Origin of the sequence: Sphingobacterium multivorum, assembly GCF_900457465.1 — a bacterium.
Classification (GTDB): Bacteria; Bacteroidota; Bacteroidia; order Sphingobacteriales; family Sphingobacteriaceae; genus Sphingobacterium; species Sphingobacterium multivorum.
Genome location: NZ_UAUU01000002.1, coordinates 1,084,195 through 1,103,673, shown reverse-complemented (window position 1 = coordinate 1,103,673; position 19,479 = coordinate 1,084,195). Strand labels below are relative to the sequence as shown.

Annotated in this window: 17 protein-coding genes and 1 pseudogene; 8 read left to right on the top strand and 10 right to left on the bottom strand. The window is 39.2% G+C overall.

The window, feature by feature from the left end; translation table 11 throughout:
- The first annotated feature begins 5 nt into the window (after nucleotides 1-5).
- The 5 genes from DTA23_RS04920 (at nucleotide 6) to groL (ending at nucleotide 4,410) form a co-directional block, all read left to right on the top strand.
- Complete coding sequence (locus DTA23_RS04920; protein WP_070561637.1) at nucleotides 6-521, top strand: LptE family protein; 516 nt, start codon at nucleotides 6-8, stop codon at nucleotides 519-521.
- A gap of 13 nt (nucleotides 522-534) precedes the next feature.
- Nucleotides 535-1,605, top strand: coding sequence for a DUF8458 domain-containing protein (locus DTA23_RS04915; protein ID WP_070561635.1), 1,071 nt, complete (start codon nucleotides 535-537; stop codon nucleotides 1,603-1,605).
- A 12-nt stretch (nucleotides 1,606-1,617) separates the two neighbouring features.
- On the top strand, nucleotides 1,618-2,031 hold the full coding sequence (gene secG / locus DTA23_RS04910; protein WP_070561633.1) for a preprotein translocase subunit SecG: 414 nt from the start codon (nucleotides 1,618-1,620) through the stop codon (nucleotides 2,029-2,031).
- A gap of 302 nt (nucleotides 2,032-2,333) precedes the next feature.
- Nucleotides 2,334-2,609 carry a co-chaperone GroES gene (locus DTA23_RS04905; protein ID WP_028070710.1) on the top strand — a complete coding sequence of 92 codons (276 nt, stop codon included), beginning with the start codon at nucleotides 2,334-2,336 and terminating at the stop codon, nucleotides 2,607-2,609.
- A 163-nt stretch (nucleotides 2,610-2,772) separates the two neighbouring features.
- Nucleotides 2,773-4,410: a chaperonin GroEL gene (gene groL / locus DTA23_RS04900; RefSeq protein ID WP_070561631.1), complete on the top strand. Its 1,638-nt coding sequence runs from the start codon at nucleotides 2,773-2,775 to the stop codon at nucleotides 4,408-4,410.
- Between the two features lie 156 nt (nucleotides 4,411-4,566).
- On the opposite strand, the pseudogene DTA23_RS04895 reads toward groL, so the two are convergent.
- From DTA23_RS04895 to DTA23_RS04875, 5 genes and pseudogenes are all read right to left on the bottom strand, one after another.
- A pseudogene (locus DTA23_RS04895) lies at nucleotides 4,567-6,103 on the bottom strand (IS1182 family transposase).
- Nucleotides 6,104-6,222: 119 nt separating this feature from the next.
- Nucleotides 6,223-7,923, bottom strand: coding sequence for a gamma-glutamyltransferase (gene ggt / locus DTA23_RS04890; RefSeq protein ID WP_070561629.1), 1,701 nt, complete (start codon nucleotides 7,921-7,923; stop codon nucleotides 6,223-6,225).
- Between the two features lie 60 nt (nucleotides 7,924-7,983).
- Nucleotides 7,984-8,310, bottom strand: a complete 327-nt coding sequence (locus DTA23_RS04885; RefSeq protein ID WP_070561627.1) for a nucleotide pyrophosphohydrolase — start codon at nucleotides 8,308-8,310, stop codon at nucleotides 7,984-7,986.
- Between the two features lie 18 nt (nucleotides 8,311-8,328).
- Entirely contained in the window at nucleotides 8,329-8,787 is a 459-nt protein-coding gene (gene dtd / locus DTA23_RS04880) for a D-aminoacyl-tRNA deacylase (protein WP_070561625.1), read from the bottom strand.
- 209 nt (nucleotides 8,788-8,996) lie between these two features.
- Entirely contained in the window at nucleotides 8,997-11,432 is a 2,436-nt protein-coding gene (locus DTA23_RS04875; RefSeq protein WP_112373960.1) for a TonB-dependent receptor, read from the bottom strand.
- Nucleotides 11,433-11,840: 408 nt separating this feature from the next.
- On the opposite strand from DTA23_RS04875, the gene DTA23_RS04870 reads away from it, so the two are divergent.
- The 3 genes from DTA23_RS04870 to DTA23_RS04860 all read left to right on the top strand — a co-directional run bounded on the left by DTA23_RS04870 (nucleotide 11,841) and on the right by DTA23_RS04860 (nucleotide 14,930).
- On the top strand, nucleotides 11,841-13,016 hold the full coding sequence (locus DTA23_RS04870) for an amidohydrolase family protein (protein ID WP_070561620.1): 1,176 nt from the start codon (nucleotides 11,841-11,843) through the stop codon (nucleotides 13,014-13,016).
- Nucleotides 13,017-13,134: 118 nt separating this feature from the next.
- Nucleotides 13,135-13,416 (top strand): acylphosphatase, encoded by a 282-nt coding sequence (locus DTA23_RS04865; RefSeq protein WP_112373959.1) that lies wholly within the window; start codon nucleotides 13,135-13,137, stop codon nucleotides 13,414-13,416.
- A gap of 44 nt (nucleotides 13,417-13,460) precedes the next feature.
- Nucleotides 13,461-14,930 (top strand): lipopolysaccharide biosynthesis protein, encoded by a 1,470-nt coding sequence (locus DTA23_RS04860; protein ID WP_112374065.1) that lies wholly within the window; start codon nucleotides 13,461-13,463, stop codon nucleotides 14,928-14,930.
- A gap of 67 nt (nucleotides 14,931-14,997) precedes the next feature.
- Here DTA23_RS04860 and dusB read toward each other — a convergent pair whose 3' ends face one another.
- From dusB to DTA23_RS04835, 5 genes are all read right to left on the bottom strand, one after another.
- A complete protein-coding gene (gene dusB / locus DTA23_RS04855; RefSeq protein ID WP_070561616.1) occupies nucleotides 14,998-15,993 on the bottom strand; it encodes a tRNA dihydrouridine synthase DusB in 996 nt (331 codons plus the stop codon).
- A gap of 185 nt (nucleotides 15,994-16,178) precedes the next feature.
- Nucleotides 16,179-16,961, bottom strand: coding sequence for an indole-3-glycerol phosphate synthase TrpC (gene trpC / locus DTA23_RS04850; protein WP_112373958.1), 783 nt, complete (start codon nucleotides 16,959-16,961; stop codon nucleotides 16,179-16,181).
- A gap of 11 nt (nucleotides 16,962-16,972) precedes the next feature.
- Nucleotides 16,973-17,548 carry an anthranilate synthase component II gene (locus DTA23_RS04845; RefSeq protein ID WP_112373957.1) on the bottom strand — a complete coding sequence of 192 codons (576 nt, stop codon included), beginning with the start codon at nucleotides 17,546-17,548 and terminating at the stop codon, nucleotides 16,973-16,975.
- Complete coding sequence (locus tag DTA23_RS04840) at nucleotides 17,535-17,828, bottom strand: chorismate mutase (protein ID WP_070561610.1); 294 nt, start codon at nucleotides 17,826-17,828, stop codon at nucleotides 17,535-17,537. Before DTA23_RS04840 ends, DTA23_RS04845 begins: the two co-directional genes overlap by 14 nt.
- Nucleotides 17,825-19,228, bottom strand: coding sequence for an anthranilate synthase component I family protein (locus tag DTA23_RS04835; protein WP_070561608.1), 1,404 nt, complete (start codon nucleotides 19,226-19,228; stop codon nucleotides 17,825-17,827). Before DTA23_RS04835 ends, DTA23_RS04840 begins: the two co-directional genes overlap by 4 nt.
- Nucleotides 19,229-19,479: the final 251 nt, after the last annotated feature.

The window sequence follows — 19,479 nt, the reverse complement described above, 5'->3', positions numbered from 1 at the left end:
TACAGATGTTGTCAAGAAAAATTTTATATGCTTTTCTCACCACAATCTTTTTGTTTGTAATGAATAGTTGTGGGGTAAAATATGGATTTACTGGTGGATCCATTCCTGAGGGAATGAAAACAGTTAATATTCAATATTTCGAAAATATAGCTCCTTTGGTTTATCCAACCTTAAGTCAGAATTTTACGGAGGCACTGAAAGAACGTATCCGTAACCAATCTCGATTGAGTCAGGTGAATCAAGACGGTGATGCTACCTTTGAGGGATTTATTACAGAGTATTCGATAAGTCCTGCAGCTGTTGAAGCTGGGACAGATCGTGCAGCGATGAATAGGTTGACGATTACAATCAAGGTTAGTTATCATAATAAAATTAATCCGAAGGATGATTTTGAACAGCCTTTTACGCGATTTAAAGAGTTTGCAGGTAATCTTCAGAGTGCACAAGAAGAGACCTTGGGTAAAGAAATTATTCAAATGCTAACTGAGGATATATACAATAAAGCGTTTGCTAATTGGTAATTCTATTTCCAAGATGAATCTTAATATATCATTATCCAATAACGAGCTTTTTTTTCAAGCAATCAATCATCCCGACACTGTGGCGGAAGATGTTGTTTTAGCATTGATTGAAAAATACCCTTATGCCCAAAGCCTGCGATTTATCTATGAACGCAAAGTTTTTGGCAAGCATAGTTCAGTTCAGAATTTATCGTCTACTTTGCTCTATGCATCTTCTCCGAGTTGGTTGTATGAATTTATGCATTGTAAACCAACGACAGAGCCTGATGTATTCATGCCGTCAGATGAAATTCCAGTGGATGGAGCACTTCGCGACGATGATGGGACTATCGAAATTGAAGCTGAGCGTGAAACGGTAGCTGAACCAGTTTTATCCAAGATTGAGGTTGATGAATTGGATCGTTTGATTCAAGCCGGGGTTGCAAAAGATTATTTTCGGTCAAACGATCAGCAGCAAGAAAATAGTGTCGATTCAGAGGAACCTGCATTAGTAGCACCTGTTGTAGCGGAAGCTGTTGCCAATACAATGGATGATGGTCAGGAGCGTGTTTCGGTCTATGATGATGATACCATGCCCTACAGTTTCTTGTGGTGGTTGCATAAGACGAGATTAGAATATGCTGATACCTATCAGCCCTATGTAAAATCTCCATTACGCCCAATGACGCCCTCGAATGACGATATTGCTAAAATTCATGAGAAGCTGGATAATCAGCTACTCGATCAACAGATCCGGGAAAATATCTTTCATTTACAATCGCCTGAAGCAAAGTTAAGTGATGAGGTTAAAACGACAATCTCTTTTCAAATACCGCGTAAAACAGACGAGGTAATCGAAAAATTTATTCGTGAAGAACCTATGATTCAGCCCCTGCAAGCAGAAAAGTTAGACTTGGAGAATAAAGCTAGAAAAAGTTCGGAAGATCAGCATTCACTTGTTACCGAAACACTTGCAAAGATCTATGTGGAACAGGGCTTATATCCAAAAGCAATAGATGTTTACAAAAAATTAGTTTTGAAATATCCAGAAAAAAATGCTTACTTTGCGGCACGCATAACAGAATTAGAAAAGAAATTAAATTAATAACATAAAGAGATGCAAGGATTATTAATCGGTCTAATCATATTAGCTAGTATTATTTTGGCGTTTTTGGTTTTAATCCAAAATCCAAAAGGAGGAGGTTTGTCATCTGGTTTTTCAGGTGGAACGAATCTTATGGGAGTAAAACGTACAGGTGACTTTTTGGAAAAAGGTACCTGGATCATGGTTATTGCCATTATGGTATTTAGCTTAGGTGTAAATGTTATTGGTACGTCTCCAAGTACATCTAAAGGTGGATTGGGGGGTCAAATCGAAGCGCCTAAACAACAAGGTCCATTGAACTTGGGTACTGGACAACAACCTGTTGGCGCTCCGGCGGGACAAGGGCAAGCTGCTCCGGCTCAATCGCAAGAAAAGGCTCCAGCGGCTACACCGACAACAAAACCAGCAGAAGAAGCTAAGAAATAGTTGTCAGTAAAAAATGATGAGCCCCGTTTGTTTGTACAGACGGGGCTTTTTTATGTTCGATATTTTGTTTAAGACAGGTATGTAGCGATAAATTTATTAGTCTGTCTGTCGAAGGAAGTAAGACTGACAGACTGGGAATGACAGTGTGACAGCAAAATGAATTTTTGTCGATGGAGATATTAACTTTTCTGTGAAAAATTGTCTTATAAGCTGTCTTAATTACAATTGGCATAAAAGATGATGTGTTTATAGCGATTATAACATTAAAATAAATTCAATAACAGATAAAAAGTAAATTAATTATGGCATTAAGTATCAAACCTATCGGAGACAGAGTAGTAGTAGAAGCTGCTCCAGCAGAAGAAAAAACAGCTTCAGGGTTGTATATCCCCGATACAGCAAAAGAAAAACCATCTCAAGGTACAGTAGTTGCTGTAGGTACAGGTAAAGTTGACGAACCGTTAACTGTGAAAGTTGGTGACAAAGTATTATACGGAAAATACGCAGGTACTGAAATTACTTACGAAGGAAAAGAGTACTTAATTATGCGTGAGTCTGATATTTACGCGGTTATCTAATTAATAGGAACAGTTTATTTAAAACGAGCTTACTGGCTCAATTAAAAATTCAATAGGTTATTTTAGTGAAGCTGTAAAATTGGACGTGTAAAAAATAAATCGGTTTACGGTTTAATTTAAACTCGAATTACACTTCTTAGAAATACTAAATACTCATATAAAAATGGCAAAACAAGTAAAATATAACGTTGAGGCTCGCGAGGCCCTTAAAAAAGGTGTAGATACTTTAGCGAATGCAGTTAAAGTAACATTGGGTCCTAAAGGACGTAACGTAATTATTGAGAAAAAATTTGGTGCTCCAGTAATTACTAAAGATGGTGTTTCGGTAGCGAAAGAAATCGAATTGAAAGACGCTTTAGAAAATATGGGTGCACAAATGGTAAAAGAAGTAGCTTCTAAAACAGCAGATCAAGCTGGTGACGGTACGACTACTGCTACTGTATTGGCACAAGCAATCGTTGCTCCAGGTATCAAATCTGTGGCTGCTGGAGCTAATCCAATGGATCTAAAACGTGGTATTGACAAAGCTGTTGCAACTGTTGTTGCTAACTTGAAATCTCAATCTCAAGAAGTTGGTCAAGACAATAATAAAATTAAACAAGTTGCTACTATTTCTGCAAACAACGACGAAGTAATTGGTGCTTTGATTGCTCAAGCAATGGAAAAAGTAGGTAACGACGGTGTTATCACTGTTGAAGAGGCAAAAGGTACTGAAACAGAAGTAAAAACTGTAGAAGGTATGCAATTTGACCGTGGTTATTTGTCTCCATATTTTGTGACCAACTCTGACAAAATGGAAGCGGAATTAGATAATCCATACATTTTGATCTACGACAAGAAAATCAGCAACATGAAAGAATTGTTGCCTATCTTGGAGAAACAAGTTCAAACTGGTAAACCATTATTAATCATTGCTGAAGACTTAGATGGTGAGGCATTGGCAACATTAGTTGTTAATAAAATCCGTGGTTCGTTGAAAGTTGCGGCTGTTAAAGCTCCAGGTTTCGGTGACCGTCGTAAAGCAATGTTAGAAGATATCGCTATCTTAACTGGTGGTACTGTTATCTCTGAAGAAAGAGGTTTCAAATTAGAAAATGCTGAGTTATCTTACTTAGGTCAAGCTGAAAAAGTTCAAGTTGACAAAGATAACACAACGATTATCAATGGTTCTGGTAATGTAGAGGATATTAAAGCACGTGTTGCTCAAATCCGTTCACAAATCGAAACAACAACTTCTGACTACGATCGCGAAAAACTACAAGAACGTTTAGCAAAATTGTCAGGTGGTGTAGCCGTGTTATATGTCGGTGCAACTACTGAGGTTGAAATGAAAGAGAAAAAAGACCGTGTTGATGATGCTTTACACGCAACTCGTGCAGCTGTTGAAGAAGGTATTATCGCTGGTGGTGGTGTTGCCTTCATTCGCTCAACTGAAGCTTTGGTAAACCTTAAAGGTGACAACGAAGATGAGCAAATCGGTATTGACATCATCAAACGCGCTATCGAAGAGCCATTACGTCAGATCTGTAATAACGCTGGTATCGAAGGCGCAGTAATCGTTCAAAAAGTGAAAGAAGGAACTGCAGATTTCGGTTACAATGCACGTACAGACCGTTACGAAAACTTAATCGCTGCTGGTGTAATTGATCCAACTAAAGTATCTCGTGTAGCATTGGAAAATGCAGCTTCAGTTGCTTCAATGTTATTAACTACAGAGTGTGTATTGGCTGACGAAGCTGAAGAAAACCCTGTAGGTGCTGGTGCTCCTCCAATGGGTGGCGGTATGGGTGGAATGATGTAAGATCATCCCATTTCTAAATAAAAAAGAAAGAAGCTGTCTCAAATTTATTGAGGCAGCTTTTTTATTAAATATGGCTATGCGATAGATTTGTGAGTTGTTTGTTGATTATTTCACAGAACTGTTCATTTGGGAAGAAAAAGAACAAAAAGTAGCTTTTTAAGCTGCTTTTTTCCTTAGATTTTGCGCTATAGCCAATAAACCCCATTCTATGGACACTTTTTCCTTACCGCGGAGCATAAATCTTCGGAACCCGTGGTTCTGTTTTATGTTTCCAAAGACTGGTTCGACATCGTGACATCGCTGTTTTCTTTTGGCTATACCGACATCGCTGTTAAGCAATCCGTATGCTCTATCTTTATAAGCCTCAAGCTGTTCATTTATCTGGATGATTCTATTGCCCTGTGATTTGTGGCAAGCACCGTTCAATGGGCAGTTTGTGCAGTTTTTTGCCTGATATCTTTTTATTTTTTGCTCGAAACCTGTGGAGGTCTTTTGTGTAAATAGACCTATGCAGTTCATTTCCTGTCCCATTGGACAGATATAGCAATCTTTTGCAGGGTTATAATGTAGTTTATCAACGGAGAATGGCTTCTTGCCCGAATAACTCTTTTTCTGCTCCTTGTCAAACATACCATATTTCACATAGGCCCCAATGTTTTTCCCTTCTAGTAACGCATAGTTCTCCTGGCTGCCATAGCCAGCATCTGCGGTAATGGTTTTCAGTATTTCCCCAAAGCTCGCCTCATGTTGTGCCAGATGACCGGGTAGCGTTGTGGTATCTGTGGGGTTGGGATGTATGGTGTAATTGACGATGTATTGATTGGAAGTAGATATCTGAATGTTATAACCTGGTTTGAGCTGGCCATTTTTCATATGATCCTCTTTCATGCGCATAAAAGTAGCATCGGGATCTGTCTTGCTATAACTATTTCTATCTCCAAGCGTTACTTCCTGCTCTTCATATTGAACAATCTTGGCCGGGTAGTTTTTAGTCGCATAGCGCAACTTTGCCCTCATCTTCTTGCTTACCGAAGGTTTATCGGACAAGACCCGGTTCAGGTTATCGACCGTAGCCTGAACTTTTTCGCGGTCAATTGTTGTCAGATCGGGAGGTTCCGGAAGGTTGTCCTCTGCTTTGGCGATACTTTGGGCGTATTCCCAAATATCTTTTAAGGCAGCTTTCATCTTCTCCTTATTGGTCTGGATAGCTTTTTTCCAGACAAAGGTGTATTTGTTAGCATTGGCTTCAATCTTGGTGCCATCGGTGTAAACATCTTCTATACTCAGCAGACCTTCTTCGGACAGGAGTTTGACAACTTCTTCAAATACACTACGAAGTGCTTCTTTCAAACGAACGCCTCGAAATCTGTTGATGGTATTGTGGTCGGGATAGCTCATGCCGCTCAGCCACATGAAATTGATGTTCTCCCGGCACGCCGTTTCCAATTTGCGACTGCTGTAGACATTGCTTACGTAGCCAAACACCAAAACTTTCAACAACATCTGCGGATGATAACTGGAGCAGCCTTTTATCTTATAAGCGTCCAATAGGGACTGGATGTTGATCCGGTTGATTACATCGTTAACGATACGTACCGGATGACCTTTGGCCACCAGTTCGTCCAAAAGTTGGAGGAATGGCCATGATCTGGTCCTGATAGTAAGGCTTAAAAGTAGGTCTTTGAGATGGCATATATCCTTTTTGTTTACACTATAAATATATGAAAATCAAACCGTTAAAACAAATAATAAACCTTAGATAATGAAAAAAAAGAGACTGCCTTTTTGAGACAGCCTCTTTCTTTTTGTTCTTTAATAGCCTTTTGCCGTATCGTCTCCACGCGGGTCGGCTCCTGTCTGTAATTTACCATTTGGTAATACAAGTATATTCTCCACGCGGCCGATTGTCCCTCTCGGATTTATCGTATAGCCATCTTTTGTCAATCGATCACGTAGATTGACATCGATTGCGTTATTTTCAACGTCAATACGATCAGGAAGCCATTGATGATGAAATCTTGGCAGGCTCACAGCTGATTGGGCATTTTGTCGGAAGTCAATAACATTGAGGATGGTCTGAAAAACAGAGGTAATGATGGTTGATCCTCCAGGGGTTCCTACAACCATAAATAGTTTGCCATCTTTTTCTACAATAGTGGGTGTCATGGAGCTGAGCATCCTTTTGCCGGGCTGAATCTCGTTCGCTTTTTCCCCAGTAAGCCCATACATGTTTGGGATACCGGTCTTTACGGAGAAATCGTCCATTTCATTATTTAGGAGAAAACCTGCGCCCTCCACAAATACTCCTGAGCCATAAGAATCATTAAGTGTTGTTGTAATGGATACTGCATTCCCTTGCTCGTCTACAATATTGAAATGCGTCGTTTGTTCACTTTCATAACCCGGAATGACATCTGCATTGACATCTTTGCTTGATGTCGCTTTATGGAAATTGACTGAATGGAGTTTATGCGCATTTGAGCTTGAGTCAATAAGCTGTTCGACAGGTACCTTAATAAAATCAGGATCTCCTAAATATTTAGCCCGATTGGCATATACATAGCGTTCAGCTTCGACCATAACACGAATGGTTGAATCGGTTTGGAAGCCCCAGCGTTGAAGTGGAAACTGTTCGACTGATTTGAGCAGGGCTAAAAGAGATGTTCCCCCACTCGAAGGTGGTGGCATGGAAATAACTTTGTGGCCCCTATAATTTGTGGAAATTGGGGTACGCCAAAGTGCCTGATAATCCAGTAGATCTTGATGATTAATAATGCCTTTCCCTTTGTCCATTTCGGCAACAATTAAATCGGCCGTTTTACCTTTATAGAAACCGTCTCGGCCTTCGATTGCGATTCTTTCCAGTGTTTTTGCAAGTTCCTCCTGGATAAATAGATCACCTGCTCGCCAAACTGTGGTTTTGATAATTGCAGCACCAGCGGGATTCAGTTTGACAAAACGCTCTTTATGGCTTTCAAACTCATTGGCTTGTCGTTGACTGATTTTAAACCCTGTTCTGGCTAGCTGTATTGCTGGGAGTACGAGATCTTTCCATTGTAATTTGCCGTACTTTCTGTGGGCTTCCCACATACCAGCAACAGATCCAGGGATACCAGAGGCCAATTGACTATAAAGGCTCAACTCCGGAATAACATTGCCTTGGGCATCGAGATACATATCCCGGGATGCTTTTAGGGGAGCCTTCTCACGAAAATCTAAGGCATCTAAATTACCCCGATGATCGCGGTAGAGCATAAAGCCACCGCCGCCAATATTTCCTGCATTGGGATAAACAACTGCAAGAGCAAATTGTACGGCAACTGCAGCATCTATTGCATTCCCACCTTGTTTTAAAATCTTTACCCCGACTTCTGAAGCCAAAGGATGTGCTGTGACAACGGCAGCCTTATTAAAAGTACTGGCCTGCTCAACCTTAGTATTTAGCTGCTGTCTTGTCGCACAAGAGGCAAAGCATATGCTTGCTATGAGCGAATAGGTTATGAATTTATACATCGTACGCGATTTAAAATTAAATATTATCTCAAAGAGGTGTACAAACAATACTACTCTTGGTTATTTAAGTTTTTCGTTGTTTTTATGGCGGTCGGCATCCCGAATTGATTTCTTTTGAAGATTTTGTTCCAAAGCCGCTGTTAGATCAATTCCCGTTTGATTGGCAAGGCACATCAAAACGAATAATACATCGGCCATTTCATCTGCTAAATTAACTTCTTTGTCTGACTTTTTGAAAGATTGTTCTCCGTATTGCCGAGCCATTATTCGGGCAACTTCACCGACTTCTTCCATGAGTATGGCGGTGTTTGTCAACTCGTTGAAATAACGTACTCCGGTACTATTGATCCATTTGTCAATAATCTCTTGTGCTTCTTTAATAGTCATCTTGTGTTCAATTAAAAATTAAAAGTTGTCCTTATCTTTTGTGTCCATGACGATGGTAACTGGACCATCATTCAGTAGGTCGATTTTCATATCGGCTCCGAATATGCCAAGCTGAACCTCTTTTTGGAGCAATTGACTTAGCAGTAAAGCCATCTCTTCATACATTGGTTTGGCTTTGTCCGGTTTTGCTGCTCTGATAAAGGAAGGCCTGTTTCCTTTTTTTGTTTGAGCAAAGAGCGTGAATTGTGAGATGAGTAAGATATTTCCGTCTACATCTTGTATCGACTTATTCATCATACCCTGTTCATCCTCGAAGATGCGTAAGTTGATGAACTTCTGTCCTAACCATTTCAGATCTTCCGTTGTATCTGCTTCTTCAACTCCTAATAAAATCATTAGACCCTTCTGGATCTGGCCTGTTATCTGATTATCTACCGTACAAGAAGCTTTGGTAACTCGTTGTATAACTGCGCGCATAGTGAAAAGTATAAAACCAAAGGTAAAAATTCCGATTGTCAAACACGATGGGAAATTCAGTTTTCTCCAAGGTATATATAGAAACGTCCCTTTCTCCCGAAGGAAAAAGGGACGCTAATTATGCTAAAGGATTTGATCAGAAGCGACCTTCAGTCCGCCTTCCCAGCTACTAATGCGTTTGGAATCAGGAGGCTTTTATAAAGGGTGGTTTAGAATTTGAAATTCAAGCCCAGTAAGAAATTCGTTGGGGCTTGTGGGAAATAGAAATTATAATACTTCCGGGTATCTCCTTCCATCCAGCCAAAGGTGTAGCCATTGGCCTCGTACTTCTCGTTCAGTATATTGTTGACCTGTAAGGTTGCACTGATGTTTTTGATACCTAATGCTGTAAAGTTATAGTTTGCTAACAGATTGTTGACAAAATAAGCGGAAATGCTTCTCTCTTTTGCAGAAGAATTATCCAGGTATTGTCTTCCTACAAATTTGGATAGAAGCGAAAATGTAAGTGATGTTATTGGACTATAAGAGAAATTACTTGACAAAATAGTTCCCGGTGATAAAGCAATGTTTGTTTTCGAATAAAATATCCTTGTATCGCCGATGACCTCTTCAAAGTCCTTAATTTTATTTTGGCTGAAACTAGCTGTTGCTTTCCAATTGAACTGCTTGCTGATGTTCCATGATCCATCGAATTCAAGACCTATTCTATAGCTATCATTGACATTTTGTCGAATTGGAGAGCCTGTATCACTAATTTCACCTGTTGGGATCAACTGATCCTTGTAAAACATGCCATATCCATTTAATCCGATGTTGAATTTTTCATTTGTAAAACGATAGCCCAATTCAATGTCCTGCATTTTCTCTGGGGTAGGATCTGGTAAGGCGCTATTTTTCTCTATAAAATCCTTTCGGACAGGTTCTTTTTGTGCAAAGGCATAAGAAGCGTATACATTTGAATGGTCATTTAGCAGATAAGTTGCACCAGCTTTAGGATTCAGGAAATTAAACTTAGGATGATAATTATAATTTTTTACCTTATCATCATCACCATACATGTGGTAATCTACATTCCGATATTGAATATCGGCCATTAATATCCATTTGTCTAGTTTGTAATCGATTTTTAAGAAATTGCTGAAATCATTTTTTTGTGATTTCCCAAAATAATATTTGTCGTCAAGAAATCCTGTTGATGCATATTGTGCCCAAATCACCTGGCCATAATGTTTTCCTTTATATTGATTATAAGCTCCACCCCAAGTAATTTCAAGCTGATCGTTCGGCCTGTAATTCAGAGCATAAGTCATTCCGTAAAAATAATTATCCAGCCATCTCCTGCGGACAAGATCTGTTTTTTGAATGGTGTCCTTACCAATAATGACGTTAGGCAAACCGTATTTACTTAGTTTATCTCCCGGTCTCATTTCTTCATAGTAACCATAACCTCTTGTATAGTGTAAGGCTGTATTGAGCGTCAATTTGTCGTTCAGTATATTGGTATAATGAAGTTGATGATGTTTCTGCGTATAATTATCTGTTTGATTGTTATACGTGTATAGGTTATAATTACGGCCAGCGTTCATGAAACGATCCTTCTCGGCACCGGAAATTTCGAGTGCATTATCTGCATAATCATCCATGCGCGACCGATCTCCTGTAATCAATGGTTCAGGAACGCCATTCCAGGCTTGATAGGTCTTTTCTTTTCCCCAGAATACAATTCCTTTTAAAATATGTTTCTTGCCATAATACCCTCCGTCCACATAGAAAGATTGTAAGTCTGAACTACCTCTTTCGATGTAACCATCGCTACTTATTCGAGATAATCTGGCATTGAAGGCAAATTTGTCGTCAATTAGTCCGGTACCGACTTTGACCGTATTTTTCCAAGTATTATAAGAGCCAAATGAATTGTTGAGTTCTGCGTAAGGGGTTTCTACTAGAGTATTGGACTGGATATTTAATGAGGCTCCAAATGATCCGGCGCCATTCGTCGAGGTCCCAATACCACGCTGAACTTGGATGCTCTCGGTAGAAGAGGCAAAGTCGGGAAGGTTTACAAAAAAGGAACCCATGCTCTCTGCATCATTTAAGGGGATTCCATTGAGTGTTACGTTGATTCGTTGATTGTCGGATCCCCTGATCGTCATTCCTGTATAACCTATACCCGCACCGGCATCGGAATTTACCTGCACGGACGGGGTCTGATTTAAAAGAAATGGGATATCCTGACCGAGATTGTTACGTGTTATTTCTTCTTTGGAGATGTTTTTAAAGGTTGTAGGAGCATTTCTTTTGGCACGGGTAGATTGAACAAGGACCTCTTCCATTTGAATTGTACTAGGTTCTAATGCTACCGTAAGTTCCAAATTGTCTTTAATATCCACATTTCGGCTCCATGTTTTATATCCAAGAGAAGATACCTGAATCTGATGCTTACCTGTATTGATACGATATAGTTTAATCAGTCCGTTTTTGTCCGATTGGCCAGCGAAGGATGCTTGTCCATCGATGGATATGGAAACGTACTGTAAGGGAGTCTGATTGGTATTGTCTACAGCTTTAATTGTCAGATTTTGTTGCGCAATGGCAATTTGACTTGAAATAGTAGCTAAGGAGCTACAAATCAAAAATTTGATCATGGTAATGTATTTTGTTTGAGTTAAACAAATCATAGCAAGGGGTTACTATGACCGCACTATTTAACTAACCTCTCCCTACGCCAGCATTATCTGGATCAGGTGTACAGAATTTAATCTGTTGGGTATAATCTCAGCCTTTATTTGTGTTCCTGACAAAACAAGGCACCCCTATTCGATGCTGCGAATATATAAATTTAAAATTGAAATGAAGTATAAAGAAGTAATTTATGACAAATACAAAAGAGTGGATTTACGGCTTTATTTCTTTTTGGTTAAAAATTTGTGCAAATTGTTGTTTTTGGTATTTATTGTTCTTTTTAGGTACCTTGGCATGAATTTTTCTACTAGAGGTATGTATTCATACAGGTCAAAAATTTTTAGTTACTAAATTGATAGTGAGGAGATAAAATGTTAAAATATTTAAGCGCTAATTATATTCTGCCGATTACTTCAATGCCAATAAAAGATGGTATTGTTTCGGTAGATGAGGAGGGGGTAATTCAAGGTATCTATGATCCAACTTCATTTACACCTTCAGACAAAACGAAGGTTGAGAGATATGAAGGAGTGATAATTCCAGGTTTTATCAATGCACATTGCCACATTGAATTGTCGCATATGAAAGGTATTGTCCCTAAAGGTACGGGACTTCCGAGTTTTCTTAGTAAGGTGATGACAACGCGGTCGGCGTCGATGAAAAAAATAGACGACGCTATGGCAAAAGCCGATCGAGAGATGTATGAAAATGGTATTGTTGCAGTCGGAGATCATGCCAACACAGATAATTCCTCGAAACTGAAGGAAGATTCTCAGATCTTATATCATACGTTTGTGGAGGTGCTCGGAATTGAACCTGACGAAGCTGACTTTAAGTTAAAAGAGGCTAAATCGTTGACTCAAGAGTTTAGGAATGGGCATGTATCCATTACGCCACACGCGCCATATTCTTGTTCGAAAGTACTTTTCAAAAAATTCAAGAAGATGGTTCCGGAAACAAATATTATCAGTATCCACAATCAAGAAAGTGAAGAGGAGAATAAACTGTTTCGTTATAAAATGGGGGAGTTCCTGGACTTTTATAAAAGTATAGGAAAAAACGCCGATGCGATTAAGGCGCAGGCAAGAAATTCGATTCAGTCCTATCTTCCTTATTTGCCATATCCCAATAAATTATTGTTGGTTCATAATACCTATACTTCTCTTAAAGATCTGGATTTTGTAGAGCGCATGGATCGTGATGTGATGTGGTGTCTTTGTCCAAAAGCCAACCTTTATATTGAAGGAACATTACCAAAGGTTCAGAATTTTATGAATGCCGGACAGCGTTTAGTAATCGGAACGGACAGTTTAGCTTCAAATGATACATTATCCATTTTGGAGGAACTAAAGGTATTGCATGCGCACTTTGAGGATCTCGATTTCTTGCAGACTATTCAATGGGCTACGATTAATGGTGCGATCGCGTTGAACATTGAGGATGAATTTGGCTCACTTGAAGTGGGTAAAAAGCCTGGGATTGTATTGTTGCAAGGTATGGAACACATGCGCCTACATGAAGATGTTAAGGTAAAACGTTTAGCGTAGTATTTAATTCCCCAAAACTTCTGTACTTTTGCTCTTATTGAACCGTCCATGACTATAATAACGGAACTATAGTCATGGTAAGTTCCATCTGACCGATGGAAGAAAAAATAAGTTACAGATGAAACATTTGAATATTTCAATAATAGGTAAAGTACAGGGAGTCTTTTTTAGATTGACAACCAAGGCGGTTGCAGATCAAGTTGGTGTTAGGGGCTTTGTTGTCAATTTAAAAGATGGTTCTGTCTATATTGAGGGCGAGGGCGACGAGTTTGCACTAGATTCACTGTTGGAGTTCTGCCAAGAAGGGCCCGAGGGTGCAATTGTTGAAAGTGTTGAAGTAAAGGAAGGCGAAATGAAGGGCTTTTCCAATTTTGAAGTAGTTAAAAGAGTTCAATCTTAAGTCTTTTCACCTTGTCAGTACTTAAAAAATTCGCTGGACAGACCATGATTTATGGCCTGAGTACGATTATAGCACGTATGCTGTATTTCGTTATGACGCCACTCTATGTCCTCAAATATCCACCTGCGTCCTACGGAATATTTACCAATATGTACGCCTGGGCGTCCATGATCAATGCCGTTTTGGCATTTGGTATGGAAACTACTTTTTTTAGGTTTCTCCAAAAAGTCGAAGAAAAGGATAAGAAGCAGGTTTTCAATAATAGTTTTATCGTCATTGCCACTCTGGCAACATTATTTTTTATAACGGCCATTGTCTTTGCTGGCACTATTGGTGGTTGGTTGAATAAGGGAACTTACAATGCCGATTACGAGAGCTATGTGAAGTATTTTGCCCTCATATTGGCATTGGATGCTTTAGCTATTGTTCCTTTTGCGAAATTGAGATCGGAGGGAAGGCCTATCCGATTTGGTGTTATTAAATTGGCCAATATCGGTATTATGGTTGTTCTTAACCTATTCTTTATTGCTCTGGTTCCCTATTTGATAAAAGATGGAGGTGCATTGGGCTCTTGGTGTTCCGGTTGGTACAGAAATGAATGGATAGGTTATGTATTTATTTCCAATATTGTGGCAAGTGCAGCGACCTTTCTATTTCTTCTGCCTGAAATGAGAGGTTTTTATTTTAAACCCGAAAAGCAGCTAATCTTAAAGATGCTATCCTATAGCTTTCCGATTTTAATAGCCAATATTTCTTATATCATCAACGAAAATTTAGATAAAATTGTATTGCCAATCTACCTGCCTAAGGATATTGGTGATCGCGATTTGGGGATCTATGGAGCCGTTGGAAAATTGGCGATGTTTCTGAGTATTTTTGTTCAGGCTTTTCGATTGGGGGCAGAGCCATTTTTCTTTTCTTATGCAAAAAATGCAAATGCGAAAAAGACCTATGCGTTAATTATGGAATATTTCGTCATTGCCATGATGTTAGTTATGTTGGGGATTACAGCGAATATTGACTGGCTGAAGTATTTTATTAAAGGAAATGTGGAAACACGTGACTTATATTGGTCTGGACTTTTCATTGTTCCTTTGTTGCTGTTCAATTATGTGCTGCTGGGGATTTATATGAATCTTTCGGTATGGTATAAGCTTTCTGATCAAACGCGGTACGCTTTGTATATTTCATTGGTAGGCGCAGGAATAACCATCGTGGCAAATTATTATCTGATTCCGAGATACAGCTATGTGGGAGCATCAATAGTCACATTTTTAGCCTACTTTGCTATGGTTGTGCTATCTTATGTATGGGGGCAAAAACATTACCCTATACCTTATAAATTGGGAAAGATCCTGATGTATATATTTGCGGGAATATGTTTCTCCTACCTTTCTTACTTTGTATTTCATCATAATGTTTTTATTGGTAATGGACTTTTAATCGCTTACCTGGGAGGTGTATTTTTGATGGAACGAAATCAGCTCAAGCGATTTATCAAGAAAGATGCTTAAAAGAAAAAAGGTCGTGCTAATGTTAACTTAGCACGACCTTTTTCTTTATAAATTGTAGACTTCAGTATTATACCATTTCTGCGGAGAAATTGTGTTCAATTTCATAAAGTACCTCAAGAATCTCTGCCTGGCTTTGTAAGCTGACTAATTTCATGCGGTGTTCTTTAAAGTTGGGGATTCCTTTGAAGTAATTCGCATAATGCCTACGCATTTCAAAAATACCCAATTTGTCACCTTTCCATTCGATGGATTTGTTGAGATGTGTTCGGCAAACCTCGACACGTTCAGCAATGGTAGGTCCTTCTAAACGTTCGCCAGTATTGAAAAAATGTTTGATTTCTCTAAAGATCCAAGGGTATCCGATTGCTGCACGGCCAATCATAATGCCATCCACTTCAAACTCCTGGCGCCATGCCGCAGCTTTTTCGACAGAGTCTACATCGCCATTGCCAAAAATTGGGATTTTGATACGCGGATTACGTTTGATATCCCGAATCATGGACCAGTCCGCCTGACCCTTATACAATTGTGCGCGCGTACGTCCATGAATAGCCAGTGCTTTGATCCCCACATCTTGTAGTCTTTCAGCAACTTCGTATACATTTTTTGTGTTGTCATCCCAACCAAGACGTGTTTTCACCGTTACGGGTAAATCCGTAGCCTCAACGACAGCTTTTGTCATTGCAACCATTTTATCGATGTCCTGTAGCAGGGATGAACCAGCTCCTTTACAGACTACTTTTTTAACTGGGCAGCCGTAATTGATGTCGATTAAATTAGGTCCTGCTTTTGTGCAGATTTCAGCAGATTGACGCATACTTTCAATATCTCCACCGAAGATCTGAATGCCAATAGGACGTTCATACTCAAAAATATCCAATTTTTGAATTGACTTTGCAGCATCCCGAATTAACCCTTCCGAAGAAATAAATTCAGTATACATTAAATCAACACCATTCTGTTTGCACACATAGCGAAACGGAGGATCACTTACATCCTCCATCGGAGCTAATAACAAAGGGAATTTACCCAAATCAATATTTTCACCAATCTTGACCGACATCTTCGATAATTTTTTACAAAGGTACAAAATTTGGCATTAGTATAAAGTTAACTCACTGTCACGAGTTTAAAGCCTATTTTTGATCTCTTCAGACCCTGTCGAACGTTGACTGTTCAAATCGCTAAGCCCGCCAAATCGATAATTAAAGGAGAGGATAGCCGTCCTGCTGTCAGGGTTCGATTTCCCTATATTTCTTTTACAAAGTCTTTGATGGCTTGTCCAGGATCGGCTGTCTTCATGAAATTTTCACCAATTAGAAAACCTTGGAATCCAGCTTTTTTTAAGGCTTTAATTGTCGAAGGATCAGCTATGCCGCTCTCAGATACTTTAATATATTCTGTTGGTATTTTGTCTAGGAGATCATAGGAATGCTGAATGTCGACTGAAAAATCTTTCAGATTTCTATTATTAACACCGATTGCGTCAATGTCATCAAAAAGATTATCCAACAGTTCCTGTTCGTTATGCACCTCAAGTAAGACATTTAAACCCAATTGATGTGCATAGGCTGCAAATTCCTGAACTTCCTCCTTTTTCAGACATGCTGCAATTAAAAGAATGATGTCTGCGCCATACGCTTTTGCTTCGGCGATCTGATACTTATCGACGATGAATTCTTTTCTTAAGATAGGAATGCTAATAGCCTTACGTGCTTTCGATAGATCTTCTAAATTGCCTTTGAAAAATTCCCCATCCGTCAGAACAGACACCGCTGAAGCACCTGCCTCCTCGTATGCCTTTACAACATCTTCCACTGCTGAAGTGCTATTGATGTCTCCTTTTGATGGCGATGCTCTTTTGTATTCAGCTATAATTCCTGTTTTTTCAGGATCAAGAATAGATTCTCTCAACGATAGACAAGCCACATTGAAATAGGGATAGTTTAATAATTCCTCCAAAGGAACTAAAGCTTTTGCTTGTTCTACTTCTATTTTTTTTCGTTCAATGATTTTATCAAGTATAGTCATTTTTCTAGATGTTAGATTCCCAACCAGTTTTCAATTATTTTCTTACCATTTGTGGTTAATACCGACTCTGGGTGGAACTGCATTCCCCTTACATCGTATTCAGTATGGGTTAAGGCCATAATGATGCCATTCTCGTCGATCGCCGTTACCTTGAGGCTAGCCGGTAAGGTGTCTTTGTTTACGGCCCAAGAATGATAGCGTCCTATTTTGGAATCTTTTGGGAAGTCGCGAAACAATTTTTCTGACTCATCAACAACGGTAATATTTGTTGCTACGCCATGCAAAGGTTTTTCCATATTGAATAGCGTACCACCAAAAACCTCTGCGATCGCCTGTTGGCCCAAACAAATGCCCAATATACTTTTATGTGGAGCGTAGGTACGGATAACATCAAGCAATAATCCAGCTTCTTCCGGAATGCCTGGTCCGGGCGAAAGAAGTATTTTATCGAAAGCATCAATATCTTCCAGTTTGAATTTATCATTTCTCCATACAACATACTCTTGATCTAATTCCTGTAACAAATGGACCAAGTTGTAAGTGAACGAATCGTAGTTGTCTATAACGACTATTTTATTGTTGCTCATAACCTTTTACTATAAAATCTTGATTAATATAATTTTCAATTTCCTGAAATATAGATTGAATAAATTCGGTTGGCAAATTAAATCTTTTTGCCAGCACTCCATAATTACTGCCCAGGTTCCGAATAATATGCTGCTCTTCGTTTTGCTCATCCTTGAAGGCCTTACCTTTACCGATATAGGTTTTTCGTAATGCCAATAGCTCAACGATGCGGTTGTCAATAGTGTCTACCGAATCATGGATATGTTGCTTGTTGACACAGTATTCCAATGGTCTGATCATAATGTTTCTGCTAATTGTAATGCTTTTCGTAGAGCAGCAATTTTGTTATTTACTTCTTGTAGCTCCATTTCAGGATCTGAATCTAGTACAATACCACCGCCGGCCTGATAGTGTAGGGTGTTTTGTTTACTTAGGAAGGAACGAATCATAATGGCATGATTAAAGTCGCCGTTAAAACCCATGAATCCAATTGCACCAGAATAAAATGAGCGTTGTAATCCTTCGTAACGATCAATCAGTGTCAACGCCATATGTTTTGGAGCACCTGAAAGTGTACCCGCTGGATACGTATCGCCTACGATGTCAAATGGATTGATATTATCTTTTAATGTGCCCGTTACTTTAGAGACCAAGTGGATAATATGGGAGTAATATTGTGGTTCCATGTAGGACTCAACTTTAACTTGGGTACAATGTCTACTTAAGTCATTGCGGGCAAGATCTACGAGCATAACATGTTCTGAAGTCTCTTTTGGATCTTCTTTGAGTTTGGTGGCTATTTTTTGATCTTCTTCCATGTTGCCTGTCCGTTTAAATGTTCCTGCAATAGGGAAAATCGTCGCTTGTTTTCCGTGAATACGCAGTTGAGCCTCAGGCGAAGATCCGAAAAGTTTAAAGTCACCGTAGTCAAAATAGAAAAGATAAGGTGATGGGTTGATGGAGCGGAGTGCACGATAGACATTGAATTCATCACCAGAGAATGGTGTCTTAAAGCCTCTGGATGGAACAATCTGGAATACATCGCCACGTTGGATATGCTCTTTCATCTTCTTGACCAGCTGACGGTGTTCTTCATCGGTACGATTGGAGCTTTCCTCACCAGCTAGTTTGAAGGTATATTCAGGGAAGTTTTTGTTCTGAATAAGGAACTGCATTCTTTCAAGTTCTGATTCTTCGTCGTCCAGCAGATGTTCAAAAATATAGAGTTGATTACGGAAGTGGTCGATGGCAATGACATATTTGTAAACATGATATTGCATAAACGGTATTTTCCGTGCTGGATCTACCGTTGTTGTGAGTTTGATGTCCTCAAAGTGTTCAATACAATCGAAGGTGAAGTAACCAAATAGGCCATTGGAGATCAAGTTAAGTTCAGCAATTGTATGATCTTCGAACGAATTTCTAAAATCGGAAACTTCTTGACGTAATTCGATTTCGTGTGCACTTTTTGCGATACGTTCTCTACCCGGATAAGTGAGCGTCAGCTCTTCCTCATCGAGCTGGATTCCAGCTATTGGTTGACAACAGATATAACTTATGTTGTTGTCGCGACTATGGTAGTCGGAGCTTTCCAGTAACAAGGAGTTTGGAAAGATATCTCTTAGACGAAGATAGATGCTCACGGGGGTAGTTGTATCCGCAAGCAACTTTCTGGTTTGTGTTTTGAATGTATACTTCATTTTTTGTGTCTTATCTTCTTTTTGTAAATTATGTATAAAAAAACCCCGATACTGGTCAGCATCGGGGTTGGAATTTCCATAAATGGTTTTGGTTGATTATGAAATATTATGACAATACCAATTAGTTCCCGATGCTTATTGCTTCAGGCCACCACCAATTTGTATTTGTATATCTTCGTGTCATTATTACACAAATTTATAAAAAAAAATAAATAAGCAAACTTTTTGTGACAAAAAAACAAAAATTCACC